Genomic DNA, 14,641 nt, shown 5'->3' with positions numbered 1-14,641 from the left:
GATTTTAAAGGATGCAAAGGAATTTTGTTGGTAAAGTTTGTCGTATCCGCTTTGGCGGACTGCGCTGGAAGAGAGGTATCGTTGGCCTGCTTGTTTGCACAACGGTCATCACGGCTGCTCTTCTTGCAGTCGGATTCCATCACATCTATTTTGACCGAATCAACCTTCCTGACATCGGACCATTTGTCCGGTTTGAGTTTCCTGCAATCGGCCGCATCTACGATGCCAAAGACCAGCCATTCATTGAAATGGCAAGAGAGTACCGGCGGAACATCAGGTATAAGGATATCCCGCCCATTGTTCGCGATGCGATTCTCGCCGCCGAGGACAAGAATTTCTTCTCACACAGCGGCGTTGACTATTCCACAATTCCCCGCGTATTGAGCAAAGTGCGGATCGGCGCCCTGGCGTCACACCTTACGAGGTCGGCAGGTCGAGAGGAGATCAATAGCGGCGGAATCTTTCCGCAAGGCGGCTCGACCATCACGCAACAGCTTGTGCGTGGTTATTTCCTTCAAAAGCTGACGGCTCAAGAAAATAGCAAACCGCTTTTACACGGGACACTGCTGCTACGTGGACTGTCTAGCGTCATTGGCCCGCGAAGCGCCAATAAGCTGTTCCGGAAGCTGGAGGAGATGAGACTGTCGTTGTGGGTCGAGGAAGAGATGCAGAATTGTTTCGGCTCTAAACGCCGAGCCAAGGAAGAAATTCTGGCTCGATATGCCAGCTTTGTTTACACGGGAAACGGTCAGTACGGTGTTGCGAGAGCGGCTGAATACTACATTGGGCGGCCTATCGCCACGTTCACCGTGGAGGATGCGGATAAGGCGGCGCTGCTGGCAGGCATCGCAAAATCGCCTCGCAGCTATGCTCCCAGCGCCAAAGAAACCAAGAGAATCTTGCGGCGAAGAAATCAAATCCTGGCGCTTATGGCCGTCAACGGTTTTATCTCTCGGGACAGGGAGAGGGAGGCTGAACAGCACCCGATTCCGGCGGTCGTGCGGCGCCGGGGCGAAATGCTCGAGGCTCCTGCGGTTGTTGAAAATGTCCTGCAGGAGCTCAAAATCCTCAGCGCCGGCCTCAGCGTTGAAGACCTTCTGCAGGGACGTATCCACGTTTACTCGACAGTGGACGCCCGCGTGCAGCAAATCATGGATGAGGCACTGGAGAGCGGCCTCGAACGTTATGAGAAGCGACACCCGCGTTCCAAAGGGCTGATCCAGGGATCTGCCGTTGTGCTGAGGAACAGCGATGGGGGCATCGTCGCCGAGACGGGTGGCCGTCGGTTCTACAAAGGCCGCTCCGCAGCGCACAGTGATTTTAACCGTGTTACTCAGTCCCTGCGGCAACCCGGGTCCGCAATGAAGCCCATTGTCTATCTCGCTGCGTTTCGGCAGGGAACCTTTACCCTTGAGTCCATGGTTCCCGACAACCCGATCGGTGTTCCGGATGGCGGGGCGCAAATTACGAAATGGATTTCAAACTACGATGGGCAATTCAAGGGCGTGATCCCCCTCCGGGAAGCGCTGGCGGAATCAAGAAACGCCGTCGTGATTTGGGTTACAGAGCAAATCGGGATTGACAGCGTTCTGCAGATGTCACGGACACTGGGGGTCCGGACGCCGCTGAAGCCATATGCTTCGACAGCGTTGGGCGCCTCCGAAGTGACGTTGCTGGAACTGGCCAATGCGTACCGCACGATGGCATCAGGCATTCTTGCGCAGCCTTATGTGATCCGGAGGATTGTCCTCGATTCGGGACAGGTGGTGGCCGATAACAAACCAGGGGGATCTCCGGTCGATCTTGACGACGGCGTTCTTTCGCTCATTCAGGAAGGCCTGCGCGGTGTCGTACGCATTCCCGGCGGTACCGCTCATTCGCTCAACTCCAAAGGGTTCCCGATTGCCGTTATGGGAAAGACAGGGACGACCAATGAGTTCAGGGATGCGCTATTCATAGGCTCCACTTACGGGCCCGAAGGAATCACTGTCGCCGTCCGGATAGGCTTTGACGACAACCGTTCCCTCGGACCAAAAGAAACCGGCAGCAGGGCGGCTCTTCCGGTGTTCAGAGAAATCATGTTCAGGACGTACCGCGAAAAGATATTGGGACCCGTGCCGGAGTTCCCGTCTGAAATGGAACAGAACATTAACACTTACCTGAAAGGTGACAAAGGCAGCGGGCAACGGAATGATCTATGATCCCCAAGCCTTCGACTGGGGCGATGATTCCTTTGCCATTGAAAGCATTTACGACGGACCCGATGCATACAAATAAAAACATTACGATATTCTTCCTATTCATGTTCGCAGCCGCGATTCATTTTTCTGCCGGTTTCGCTTCAGCGGTTGGAAAGCCTCGGCAGGGCGAGGACATCCTGCTCGGCGCCTATCACAGGAACATGGCCAGGTTGGAGGCAAACAGCTTTGGCCTTCCTCTCTTTCTGGACTCTCTTGAACGAGGCGACCAAGTGCTTGTGGATGTCTACGGGATATTCGATTATCCCTTCAGCAGCGTTGTCAACATGCTCAAGGTTCCGGCAAACTGGTGCGATATCGTATCCCTCCATCTTAATGTCAAAGCGTGCACCTACAGGGAACTGTCGGGCGCCTGGCTGCTGACCTTTTACTTCGGCCGTAAAGTCTATCAGCCTCCGGAAGACACGCGTCCGGTCGTTTACCATTTCCGGAATGTTGCTCAGCAACAGGGGTATCTGGATATCATTCTCAGTGCCGCTGAGGGCCCTTTCGGCACGAAGGACCACAGGATGAGGTTTGAGGCCCTGCCCCTTGATCAGGGAAGGACTTTTGTACACGTCAGTTATGCATACAGCGGCCTTGCTGCACTTCGCCTCGCGACAGAGGTCTATTTTGCGACACTCGGTCGGGACAAGGCGGGGTTCACGGTGAAAGGAACGGACAGCAAATGCAAACCCGTCTATATCAGCGGGCCTCGCGGCTCGATTGAGCGCAACGCAGTCCGGTACTATTTCGCGATCAAGTCCTTTATGAATGCATTGCGTTATCCCGAAGAAAGTCGTTTCAACATGAGAATCAACGAATGGTATGATCTTACGAGTCGCTACAGAATACAGCTCTTCGAACTGGACAAGGAGGACTACCTTACATTCAAGACAAAAGAGCATAAGAATCAGGTGATGCTCCAGCGTGTGATCGGGGCGGGTCTTCAGTGAATGCACGGGCGCTTCACCGGTATGGCGCAGCATCCGGCGTCAAGGGAGGCGCATTGAAGAAAATCCGCTTCAACGTATGCAAAAAGTAGGTGAAAGGAACATATGACAATCGTAAAGAATTTCTTTTTGTGCGTTCTGGTCATATCCATCTTGAGCCTCAACACTGGATGTGCGACCCTGCCGAACGTCTCAAAAAAGATTGATGAGGCGCCGGCTGCACAGAAACCTCGTCAAATCGTTTCGTCCAAAGGACTGTTATCTCCCCAAAAAAGCAAGGCTATCATGGATCGGCTGAAGCGATCGGTTGCCCCGACGGACATTCTGGAACGCCACACTGTGGTGGTAGAATCGGTCACCGAAAGCCCGCTGACGAAGGGGAACAGAGTCACTCTGCTCAACGATGGTCAGGCTACCTATGCCGCAATGTTCAAAGCGCTACAGAATGCCAAGGACCATATCAACCTTGAAAGCTATATCATCGAAGATGATGAAACAGGACGCAAATTTGCCGATCTGTTGTTGGAAAAACAGGCGGAAGGTGTTCAGGTCAATATTATTTACGACAGCATGGGAAGTCTAAAAACGCCCGAAACATTTTTTAAACGCTTGCGGGATGGGGGAATTCAGGTTGTCGAATTCAATCCGATAAATCCACTGAAGGTCCGGGAGGAATGGGGACTGACACACCGGGACCATCGCAAGATTTTAATAGCCGACGGCAAAGTCGCCATTATCGGGGGCATCAACATCAGCGGGGTTTATTCGAGCAATCCTTTCAGACGGAAACAAAGCGAAAAGACGCCAATTCACTGGCGTGACACAGACATTCAAATTGAAGGCCCTGCCGTGGCCGAATTCCAGAAGCTCTTTATGGACACCTGGCTGAAGCAGAAGGGAGCGAAACTTTCCGAGCGGAACTATTTTCCCGATCTGAAAGAAAAGGGCAATGCCTTGGTGCGAGTGGTAGGCAGCACCCCGGGAGAGACCAACAGGATCCCTTTTATTGTGTATGTGTCGGCCATCGCTTTTGCAGAGCATTCGATTAACATGACGAATTCCTATTTTATCCCGGACGACCAGATCGTAAAAGCCCTTACGGATGCTGCTGAGCGCGGTGTTGACGTAAAGATCATTCTCCCGGGGATCACCGATTCCCAGTTGGCATTATATGCACAGAGGCATTATTATTCCAGGCTTTTGAAATCGGGAGTGAAATTATACGAGCACAGCACTTCCCTGTTGCACGCGAAAACCGCGGTGGTTGACAAGGTCTGGTCAACAGTCGGTTCAACCAACATGGACAACTTGAGCTTATTAAGCAATGACGAGGTGAATGCGGTCATCCTGAGTCACGAGTTTGCCGACGAAATGGAGAAGATGTTTGTCAGGGACCTTGCGGATTCCAGGCAGATTCAATGGGATGAGTGGGAAAAAAGACCTTTATTGCCTATGATCAGGGAGTGGTTTGTGAATTTATTTTCCCATTGGCTCTAAGACAACCCTATGCATCGTTCATAGCCCTTTCAATAAAAGCGCCGGAATTTGCAGAATCAGGGATTACCGACAAATCCATATGGGTAAACAGCGGGAAATGGTCGGATGGGTAGCATTTCTCCCATTGCGTCTGAATAATTGTCGCGGCTTGGACCCGGACAGAAGCGGGAACAAAAATATAATCCAGTTTGAACCGGAAAAAAAATTTTCTAAACCCGTGAAAAGTAACGACATGTCTGATATTTGGATATCGTATCCGAAAGGTGTCCACTAATGGCTCGGGGTTGAATACACTCCCTTTTGTTTTGACTCTTAAAGGAATTTTACCTTTTAAATATTGTATAGGCGTGCTCTTTTCTCTGGAATTAAAATCGCCTGTCAGTACAAAAGGATCCGAAGAAGACCGCGCATGAATAAACTGGGTCAATAAAACAACGCTATTTTTTTGCGACCGCCGGGAAAGATGATCCAAATGAACATTATAAAAATAAAAAGCCTGCCCTGACTCTCTTGCAATCAGCCGCGCCCAGGTACAGGTTCGCGGGATGATGTTACCCCACCCCTTTGAACCCGGGATATCGGGTGTATCTGAAAACCAGAAGGTGCCCTCCGCAGAGGGGGTGAACCGTACCGCATCATAAAAAATGGCCGTATGCAACCCTTTGCTACCGCCCAAATTTCCAATGCCAATCTTCTCATATCCGGGCAGCATGGTGCGGAGCTCTGATATTTGAAAGTCTATCGCTTCCTGCAGACCCAAAACATCCGGGCGATAAGAATTCAAGAGTTCGCACACCCGGTCACGACGGAATATCCAGTGATTTTTACCGTCTTTCTTCGTCCCGCGCCGAATATTAAAACTCATGACATTTAAGTTCAATCCGGTATTTGGCAGCAGATTAGAGAAAGAATCCATTTCGGCTTTGGGAATTCTTCGCAGCGGATTCAAACCCCAAAGCAAAGCGACTGGCTGATAAATCTGAGCGAGTGATTTTTTGGCCAATACACGCCCTTTCATTCTTATTGTCTTCACCATACCTCATATACCCTGTTTGAGATGAAGTTGAATTCGATATCCAACAATAAAGATAGTATAGTTATGATAACAGAAAAAGCAAATTTCCGTACGACAGATAAGCAATTCAGTGTTCATATGAGAGGCCCCCTCATATAACCCTCAATATTTTGATGTCCCACCAAATGTTGAGGTCAAATGATCGTTTCATAACCTTCCGCTATTTACTCCTGTCAGTATAATCATTCGTTATTAAACAGCTAATTAAATATTATGATTTTATTTGGTTATTGGCAGGCCTTATGCTTTTACCACTATGAGCCTTGTCATCTATGAGATAAGGGCAGAAAGGAGATAACCATGATTATTAAAATCACTGCCGTTATAATGTTAATAAACCTTTCAATTCTGATCGCAGGTTTCCTGATCGCCTCCTGCATGCGACTCTTTGCGCGTGCGGCACGGGCGCCGTCGCTAATGACGGCGATGGGCAATCCCGCTTCGACCTTGTTGCGGCAAATAGCTGTTATCTTTGCTTTATTGGCATTCAGCCAAAGCGCCTTGGCCGCCGAGCCGCCCAGCGCGGGCAGCCAGTTCCAGCAGATTCCGCCCCCGCCAATCATACAAAAAGCCGTTCCCAAAATCCAGGTCGAGCAAGGCATTGCGCCGGCCGCCCCGGCTTCTGATCAGGCCAAAATTCTGGTCAACTCGCTACATGTGATCGGGCAGACGCTGTACTCCGAAGCCGAACTGGTCGCAATTACCGGGTTCAGGCCGGGCGGCGGCGTACTGACGCTATCCGAATTGCGCGGTATGGCGTCAAAAATTGCGGATCATTACCACAAAAAGGGGTATTTCGTGGCGCAAGCCTACCTGCCCGCGCAGGAGATCAAGGACGGGGTCGTAACGATCACCGTAATTGAAGGCCGCTACGGCAAGATCACGCTGAACACCCCCAGGGAACTCTCCGATTATACGGCAAAAGGTATTTTCGGCGGCCTGAACAGCGGAGACACAATCACCATCGCCCCGCTTGAACGACGTCTTCTGCTGCTCTCCGACCTTCCCGGCATGGAGGTCAAATCCACCCTCGTGCCAGGCGCCTCCGTGGGGGCAGCGGACCTGATTGTTGACATCACAACCGGGGATCGCATTACGGGTGAAGTGGATGTTGACAACGCCGGTAACCGCTACACCGGCGAGTATCGATTAGGAACAACGATTAATTTCAACGAACCGTTGGGCTACGGCGACGTCGCCACGATACGGGCAGTGACTTCGGGCTTCGGGCTTTTCTATGCCCGTGCATCTTACGAGCTGCAGCTTGGCGAGGCGAGAGCCGGGGCAGCCTACGGCTTTCTGGAATACCGGCTGGTCAAGGAATTTGAGCCCCTTCATGCCAGTGGTACGGCCCATATCGCGAGTCTTTATGGAAGCTATCCCGTGATCCGTTCGCGCCGCAGCAATCTCTACGCTGGCCTCGCCTTTGACTACAAGACGTTTCAGGACAGGATGGATGCTACCGCGACGGTTATCGACAAGCAGGCGCAGGTGTTAATGCCCAGCCTGTATGGCGATGAACAAGACAATTTTTTCGGCGGGGGAATAAGCAGCTATTCGTTCACCTGGTTTGTCGGCAACCTCGACATCCAAACCGACGCAGCGCACTCTTTAGACGCGGCAACAGCGCAAAGCGATGGCCTGTACAACAAACTTGGATTCAGCGCCACGCGGCTGCAGAGTTTGATTGATCCCTTCTCGCTTTATGCCTCCATCCACGGGCAATTAGCCTTCGATAACCTCGATGTTTCGGAGAAGATGGAACTGGGCGGCATGTATGCCGTGCGGGCCTATCCGGAAGGCGAAGCATACGCGGACCAGGGTTATGTGCTGACTATGGAAGCCAGATGCCAGTTACCCAAGTTTTTTGAACGATTGCCTGGGCAGATGCAGTTGATCGGCTTCGTTGATACGGGCAGGGTTACCGTGAACAAGGATCCCTGGACAAGCGAGCCGAACAGCAGAACGCTGAGCGGGGCAGGGGTGGGACTAAACTGGATGGATTACAACAACTTTTCGGCGAAGGCGTATTACGCCTTCAAGCTGGGGAATGAAGCGGCGACCTCAGCCCCGGATTCCTCGGGCCGATTCTGGGTACAGCTTGTAAAATACTTTTGAGGATGGCGGGTGGAAACGAACACTGACTTCACAAGGAGTGTAGGAATAATGAGGTGACAAAATGAACCACATTTATAAATTGATCCGGAACAACAATACCGGCGCTTTTGTAGCCGTTTCCGAAATAGCCAAAAGTGTTGGCAAAAAAACATCGTCCGGCACAACCTTCCTGGGTGCTTGTGTACGCTTTACCCTGAAAGTCTTGGTCATTTCCCTCATGATGTCATGGGGAGCGAAGGCCTATGCACTGCCTGAGGGTGGCGTCGTAACGAAAGGCGGCGCCAGCATCAGCAATGGCGCCGGCAGCACAACGATAATCCAGTCAACGCCGAACGCCGCGATCAACTGGCAGAGCTTCAACATTGGCCAGAGGGAAGCGGTTCGGTTCATGCAGCCCAGCAGAAGTTCGGTAGCGCTCAACCGGGTGCTGGGTTCAGATCCCTCGAATATCCTGGGCAGTCTTTCGGCTAACGGCCAGGTTTTCCTGCTGAATCCGAACGGTGTCCTGTTCGGCAAGGAGGCGCAAGTAAATGTGGGCGGACTGGTGGCCTCTACCCTCAACATCACCGACGGCGACTTCATGGCGGGGAGATACCAGTTTTCCGCTACGAACAATGGCACGATCTTCAACCAGGGATCGATCACCGCCGCCGACGGCGGCCAGGTCGCCCTGCTGGGGGCGAGTGTCAGCAATGAAGGCGTGATCTCGGCCAAACTAGGCACGGTGGTGCTTGCCGCGGGCAACGCTGTAACCCTCGACGTGGTCGGGGACGGACTGCTCAATGTGACCGTGAACCAGGGTGCGGTGAACGCGCTGGTTCAAAACGGCGGCCTGATTCAGGCCGATGGCGGGCAGGTAGTGCTGACTGCTCAGTCGGCGGGGAACCTGTTGCGGAGCGCTGTAAACAACACCGGCGTGATCCAGGCGCAGGCAGTCGAGAACCACAACGGCACAATCATACTTTTGGGCGACATGCGAAGCGGTACAGTGAATGTAAGCGGCGTATTGGACTCTTCCGGAGCAGGCGCTGGGCAAACCGGCGGTAAGGTTACGGTTACCGGCCGGCACGTTGGCCTTTTTGACAACGCTAAAATCGCCGCCTCCGGCGACGCAGGCGGTGGAACGGTGCTGGTGGGCGGCGATCTGCAAGGAGCGAACCCGGCGGTCCGCAATGCCTCCGCGACTTACATGAGCGCGGATTCCACGATCACTGCTGACGCCATCACGAATGGTAACGGCGGCAAGGTCGTGTTGTGGGCAAACGACTCGACGCGTGCTTACGGCAATATTACGGCGCGAGGCGGCGCACGAGGCGGCAACGGCGGACTGATCGAAACGTCCGGCCACTGGCTGGACGTCGCGGGCAGCAAAGTCAATGCTGGCGCGCCGAACGGCAAGGGCGGCTTATGGCTGCTTGACCCGGCCGATGTGTCTATCGCGGCCGCGACGACCAACGGGACATTCGTCGGCGGCGTCTTCACTCCGGACGTCAGCGCAACCACGGCCACTGTGGCTGTAGGCGACATCGTTACCGCTCTGACCGCCGGCACCGACGTCACGATCAATACGGCAAACGCCAGTGGACTCGGGAGCGGTGATATCACCGTCGATTCGGTGGTGACCTGGACAAAAGCGCCCGGGAACGCACCCGCATCAACTCTGACATTGACGGCGGTTCAGGACGTGATCGTGAACGAGGCAATTACCGCCACCTGGGGAAACCTCGTCGCGACCGCCGTACGCGACGTAATCTTGTATGCGCCCGTTACTACGACCGATGGAAGCTTTACCTCGACAGCCGGCCGCGACGTAAACATCGTGAAAGACGGCAGCCACACACTTACCGCTGTTACAACGACCAGGGGGAACCTTACCGACAACGCCGGACGCAATGTAAACGACACGACCGCGGCCCTTACCATGACCACGGGCAATGTAGTGCTGAGCGCTGGCAATGATGGCACTGGAATCGGCGCCGTGGTTTTTGCTGCGGGCACCCCCAAAGTGGCCGTTGCCGGTCCGACCTCATCAGCCAAGATTTATAATCCGATAGGCGTGACGACGGATTATGCGGGTAACTTCACGATGACCGAGGGGGCAACGCTGGCGCAATATTCGTATGTGTTTGCGCAGGGGCTTACAGGACCGGTCGGTCCGGCAGGTATTCAAGGTATTCAAGGCATTACTGGCGACAAGGGTCTTCAGGGACTTCAGGGTGATATCGGGTTAACCGGCATCCAAGGACTTCAGGGTCTTCAGGGCGAAATCGGACTAACGGGAAGCCAGGGGGTTCCGGGAGCTCAGGGTGACATCGGTTTAACCGGTGTTCAAGGTACTCAGGGGGTTCAGGGCGACATCGGACTAACGGGAAGCCAGGGGTTTCCGGGAGTTCAGGGCGACATCGGACTAACCGGCATCCAAGGTATTCAGGGTCTTCAGGGCGATGTAGGATTAACCGGTGGGCAAGGTATTCAAGGAGCCCAGGGCGGCATCGGGTTAACCGGTGGCCCGGGAGTTCAGGGTGATATCGGATTAACCGGTGGGCAAGGAGTTCAAGGAACTCAGGGCAACATCGGGTTGACTGGTAGCCAAGGAGCTCAGGGAGTTCAGGGCGATATCGGATTAACCGGTGGGCAAGGAGCCCAAGGAGTTCAAGGAACTCAGGGCGATGTAGGATTAACCGGTGGGCAGGGTATTCAAGGAGCCCAGGGCAGCATCGGGTTAACTGGTGGCCAGGGGGCTCAGGGTGATATCGGATTAACCGGTGGGCAAGGAGCCCAAGGGGTTCAAGGAACTCAGGGCAATATCGGGTTAGCCGGTGGGCAAGGAGTTCCGGGGGCTCAGGGTGATATAGGATTAACCGGTGGGCAAGGAGCCCAAGGGGTTCAAGGAACTCAGGGCGATATAGGATTAACTGGCGGGCAAGGGGTTCAAGGAACTCAGGGCAACATCGGGTTGACTGGTAGCCAAGGAGCTCAGGGAGTTCAGGGCAACATCGGGTTAACCGGTGGGCAAGGAACTCAAGGCGTTCAGGGCGATGTAGGATTGACCGGTGGTCAAGGAACCCAAGGGATTCAAGGGGTTCCGGGTGACATCGGATTAACCGGTGCTAAAGGCGCCGCAGGCGAAACTACGGTCATAGTTCCACCCGAGCCGCCCCCTGTGGAGCCGCTACCAGTTATGGTTTCACCAGAGCAGCCACCTTTGGAGCCGGCGCCAATTATAGTTCTGCCCGAGCCTCCGACAGTAAAGCCGGTGACAGTTGCAGTTCTGCCCGAGCCTCCGACAGTGAAGCCGGCACCAGTTGTAGTTGCGCCCGAGGCGCCGCCAGTGGAGCCGGCCCTCGCCATAGTGGCCCCCGCGCCGCCTGTCGAGCCGAAGCCGGATGAAGTTGTACCCGTGCCGCCTGTCGAGCCAGCGCCGGTTATAGTGGCCCCCGAGCCGTCGCCAGTGAATATCTACTTGCCGCCCCAGCGTCCGCGGAAACAAGACCGCAATTAAGAGCCGCTGGCACTGGCCCATTGATTGAAAAAATAGACTTGTAGCGCCGACGACTTGAGTTTTTGCTGGAAGAATTAACCCTGCTGATGTCTATCGGTTACGGAGATTGGGATGAAGGTCAGCCGGTGGGATCATCGGAAACGCTTATTTTTTTGAGGCCCGGACGCCACATGTTTCTAAATGGAAAAAATATCGAACTGCGCCTTTGGCCGGCGCTGAAACACCAGCGCTCAGGGAGCTTACGTTCTTTTGTGACTATCATAGTCAAAGTACTTTGCCTGGTCCTGCTGGCCGGCAGTTTTACCGCTTACCAGGCAGCCGCTGCGGATGGCGCTGCGCAGTTGTCCAATCCGGGGTTCCCGTTGCCTGCGGCTGAAGGCGCAGCAGCTCCATCGAATATTGATGATAAGCAGCCCGTGGCGATACATCGTCTCAAGCGGGCGAACTTCAAACAGGAGCCCGCGTCGCACGAGGCCCGGCACATTGCGGACTGGGTCGTCGATTCGGGAGACAATCTCGGCATGCCGTTCGTTATTGTTGACAAAAAGAGTGCCAAAGTCTTTGTATTCCATGCCAACGGGCAGCTCCGCGGCGCGTCCCTTGCGCTGCTCGGTCTTGCGCTTGGCGATGACGCCGTTCCCGGCATCGGGAACCGCAAGTTGTCAAGCATCCGCCCCGAGGAGCGCACAACACCGGCAGGCCGCTTTGTGGCTGCACTGGGACGCAATTTGAGCGGAGTGGAAATCCTCTGGATAGACTACGACGGCGCCATCTCCATGCATCAGGTGATCACGACCAATTCCAAGGAGCGCCGTCTGGAGCGCCTGGCTACTCCAACACCGTTCGACAAGCGCATTTCCTACGGCTGCATCAATGTCCCGGCGAAGTTCTATAAGAACATAATACGCCCGACTTTTACCAAAACGAATGGCATCGTCTATGTGCTGCCGGAAACCAGTTCGGTCCGCGAATTCTTCAAATCCTATGATGTAGATGAGCATGAGCAAGTACCGGTCATGAGCCAATCAGTGCCCTCACGGATCACCTCCGGAGCGGCCCGGCATCGACTGTGACGGGCCGGCTGACGGGGAGTTCTTCAGCAATGTCCCTGTATTGTGAGACACGTTTTGACGGCAAAGACCGGGATGGGGCGCATTAATCCGTTCAACTGTTGGAAAAAGCGCGTGCCGATGCCGATACCGTTTTGAAAGAGCTTGGATCGCAACTGGACGGCCTGAGCGAGGCAGAAGCAGATTCTCGCTTGAAGCAGCTCGGGAAGAACGAGATTGCCCGCGAAAAGCACAAATCGGTACTGATGCGTCTCTTGAGAATCATTATGAATCCCCTGGTTCTCCTGCTCCTGGCGCTGGGCGTACTTTCCTATCTCACCGGTGACCTGCGGGCGCTGAAGGAATTGAAAAATAGCAAGGAGGCAAACAATGAGCACGATTACGACAAAAGATGGTACTCATATCTATTACAAGGATTGGGGCACGGGAAAGCCTGTGGTGTTCAGCCACGGCTGGCCGCTCAGTGCGGATAGCTGGGAGGCTCAGATGCTGTTCCTGGCTTCCAACGGCTATCGCTGCATTGCCCATGACCGCCGCGGCCATGGGCGGTCGAGTCAGCCATGGAGCGGCAACGAGATGGACACCTATGCCGATGACCTCGCGGAGCTCATCGAAACGCTCGACCTGAAGGGCGCCGTCCTGATCGGCTTCTCCGCGGGCGGCGGCGAAGTCGCCCGCTATGTCGGCCGCTTCAGCACGAAACGGATAGCCAAGGCCGCGCTGATCTCCGCCGTCCCGCCGCTGATGCTGAAAACGGCGGCCAATCCCGGCGGCTTGCCGATGGAGGTTTTCGACGGGATACGCCAAGGCTCCATCGCGGACCGCTCGCAGTTCTACAGGGATCTCGCCTCCGGCCCGTTCTTCGGGGCCAACAGACCCGGCGCCAAGGTTTCGCAGGGCATGATCGACTCGTTCTGGCTCCAGGGGATGCAGGCCGGCCACAAGAACACCTTCGACTGCATCAAGGCGTTCTCCGAGACAGATTTTACCGAGGACCTTAAGAAGTTCGATGTGCCGACGTTGATCATTCACGGCGACGACGACCAGATCGTGCCGATCGGCGCCGCGGCTCTCCGCTCAGCGAAGCTGATCAGGAACGCGACTCTAAAAATCTACCCGGGCGCGCCCCACGGCCTCGCGTACACGCACAAAGACCAGCTTAACGCCGACCTGCTGGCATTCATTAAGCCATGAGGTTGCTTTGCCGGCGCCGCCTGGCTGGTGGCGCCGGTTCATGGGAGCCGTACCGATCGGCCTTCCAACAAGCCCTGCCAGCGGACGGCTTTGCCTCGCTATGCTTGGCTCGGCACCGCTGAAACGCAAGCCTATAGGCTTTCACATCACCACAGAGGAGGAAAAATGATGAGCAATGACAAGATTGAAAGTGCATCTTCGCATGTCCTACCGTCCCTGCCCTACGCGGATAACGCGCTGAGTCCTGTAATCTCCGCGAATACGATTGGCTTCCACTACGGCAAGCATCACAAGGGATATGTCGATAACCTGAACAAGCTGATAGCAGGAACGGAGTTTGCGGACCTGCCGTTGGAGAAAATCATCACCGCGGCAGCCGGCAAAGCCGACAAGACCGCGATCTTCAATAATGCGGCGCAAACATGGAACCACACGTTTTACTGGCACAGTCTGAGGCCTGAAGGCGGTGGTGAACCACCCGCAGTGTTGAAGCAAAAGATCGAGGCTTCCTTCGGCGCCTTGGATGCATGCAAGAAGGAGTTGGCGATTGCGGCAATGGCCCAGTTCGGCAGCGGCTGGGTATGGCTCGTGCTGGATGGCGACAGGCTCAAAGTGGTCAAGACCGGCAATGCCGATGTGCCGATGACCACTGGCAAGAAACCGTTATTGACCATCGACGTGTGGGAACACGCCTACTACTTGGATTACCAGAACCGACGCGCGGACTATATCAACGCAGTGCTGGATAAGTTGATTAATTGGGATTTCGCGGCAGATAACCTTGGCTAAGGAGATTGATCATGAGCAAACAAAAGACGACGAGTAATTCCGGAAAACATAAACGGAAAAAGGGTTCGACTCCCAACAGACACTCACGAGTGACTGCCGGCGGCGAGCTGCATCAGATCGCTGGTGGAGAGCACCCCGAGCTCACCACGAACCAGGGCGTCGCGCTTTCCGATAATCAAAACTCGCTTCGGGCCAATCCGCGAGGC

The 14,641-nt window shown here is 54.6% G+C and carries 11 protein-coding genes; 10 read left to right on the top strand and 1 reads right to left on the bottom strand.

What is annotated here, in order from left to right; translation table 11 throughout:
• Positions 1–11: 11 nt before the first annotated feature.
• The 3 genes from M0P74_15475 to cls all read left to right on the top strand — a co-directional run bounded on the left by M0P74_15475 (position 12) and on the right by cls (position 4,687).
• Positions 12–2,201 carry a transglycosylase domain-containing protein gene (locus M0P74_15475; GenBank protein MCK9364987.1) on the top strand — a complete coding sequence of 730 codons (2,190 nt, stop codon included), beginning with the start codon at positions 12–14 and terminating at the stop codon, positions 2,199–2,201.
• 62 nt (positions 2,202–2,263) lie between these two features.
• Positions 2,264–3,193, top strand: a complete 930-nt coding sequence (locus M0P74_15470; protein ID MCK9364986.1) for a hypothetical protein — start codon at positions 2,264–2,266, stop codon at positions 3,191–3,193.
• Between the two features lie 102 nt (positions 3,194–3,295).
• A complete protein-coding gene (gene cls / locus M0P74_15465) occupies positions 3,296–4,687 on the top strand; it encodes a cardiolipin synthase (GenBank protein ID MCK9364985.1) in 1,392 nt (463 codons plus the stop codon).
• 7 nt (positions 4,688–4,694) lie between these two features.
• On the opposite strand, the gene M0P74_15460 is transcribed toward cls, so the two are convergent.
• Positions 4,695–5,723, bottom strand: coding sequence for an endonuclease/exonuclease/phosphatase family protein (locus tag M0P74_15460; GenBank protein MCK9364984.1), 1,029 nt, complete (start codon positions 5,721–5,723; stop codon positions 4,695–4,697).
• Between the two features lie 339 nt (positions 5,724–6,062).
• On the opposite strand from M0P74_15460, the gene M0P74_15455 reads away from it, so the two are divergent.
• From M0P74_15455 to M0P74_15425, 7 genes are all read left to right on the top strand, one after another.
• Positions 6,063–7,880: a hypothetical protein gene (locus M0P74_15455; GenBank protein MCK9364983.1), complete on the top strand. Its 1,818-nt coding sequence runs from the start codon at positions 6,063–6,065 to the stop codon at positions 7,878–7,880.
• A 61-nt stretch (positions 7,881–7,941) separates the two neighbouring features.
• Positions 7,942–11,382 (top strand): filamentous hemagglutinin N-terminal domain-containing protein, encoded by a 3,441-nt coding sequence (locus M0P74_15450; protein ID MCK9364982.1) that lies wholly within the window; start codon positions 7,942–7,944, stop codon positions 11,380–11,382.
• Positions 11,383–11,633: 251 nt separating this feature from the next.
• Entirely contained in the window at positions 11,634–12,455 is an 822-nt protein-coding gene (locus tag M0P74_15445; GenBank protein ID MCK9364981.1) for a hypothetical protein, read from the top strand.
• A 98-nt stretch (positions 12,456–12,553) separates the two neighbouring features.
• Positions 12,554–12,925: a cation-transporting P-type ATPase gene (locus tag M0P74_15440; protein ID MCK9364980.1), complete on the top strand. Its 372-nt coding sequence runs from the start codon at positions 12,554–12,556 to the stop codon at positions 12,923–12,925.
• A 13-nt stretch (positions 12,926–12,938) separates the two neighbouring features.
• Complete coding sequence (locus M0P74_15435; protein ID MCK9364979.1) at positions 12,939–13,646, top strand: alpha/beta hydrolase; 708 nt, start codon at positions 12,939–12,941, stop codon at positions 13,644–13,646.
• Positions 13,647–13,814: 168 nt separating this feature from the next.
• Positions 13,815–14,435 (top strand): superoxide dismutase, encoded by a 621-nt coding sequence (locus M0P74_15430; protein MCK9364978.1) that lies wholly within the window; start codon positions 13,815–13,817, stop codon positions 14,433–14,435.
• Positions 14,436–14,446: 11 nt separating this feature from the next.
• A partial coding sequence (locus tag M0P74_15425; GenBank protein ID MCK9364977.1) for a hypothetical protein occupies positions 14,447–14,641 on the top strand: 195 nt, incomplete at its 3' end.

Source organism: Syntrophales bacterium, assembly GCA_023229765.1.
Classification (GTDB): domain Bacteria; phylum Desulfobacterota; class Syntrophia; order Syntrophales; family UBA5619; genus DYTH01.
Note: the sequence above shows the minus strand (reverse complement) of the source record. Positions and strands in the feature narration are given on the sequence as shown.

What these genes read in the sequence shown, in the direction of transcription:
- M0P74_15475 (MCK9364987.1), top strand. Translation starts at nt 12, where the DNA reads ATGCAAAGGAATTTTGTTGGTAAAGTTTGTCGTATCCGCTTTGGCGGA.
- M0P74_15470 (MCK9364986.1), top strand. Translation starts at nt 2,264, where the DNA reads ATGCATACAAATAAAAACATTACGATATTCTTCCTATTCATGTTCGCA.
- cls (MCK9364985.1), top strand. Translation starts at nt 3,296, where the DNA reads ATGACAATCGTAAAGAATTTCTTTTTGTGCGTTCTGGTCATATCCATC.
- M0P74_15460 (MCK9364984.1), bottom strand. Translation starts at nt 5,723, where the DNA reads ATGGTGAAGACAATAAGAATGAAAGGGCGTGTATTGGCCAAAAAATCA.
- M0P74_15455 (MCK9364983.1), top strand. Translation starts at nt 6,063, where the DNA reads ATGATTATTAAAATCACTGCCGTTATAATGTTAATAAACCTTTCAATT.
- M0P74_15450 (MCK9364982.1), top strand. Translation starts at nt 7,942, where the DNA reads ATGAACCACATTTATAAATTGATCCGGAACAACAATACCGGCGCTTTT.
- M0P74_15435 (MCK9364979.1), top strand. Translation starts at nt 12,939, where the DNA reads ATGCTGTTCCTGGCTTCCAACGGCTATCGCTGCATTGCCCATGACCGC.
- M0P74_15430 (MCK9364978.1), top strand. Translation starts at nt 13,815, where the DNA reads ATGAGCAATGACAAGATTGAAAGTGCATCTTCGCATGTCCTACCGTCC.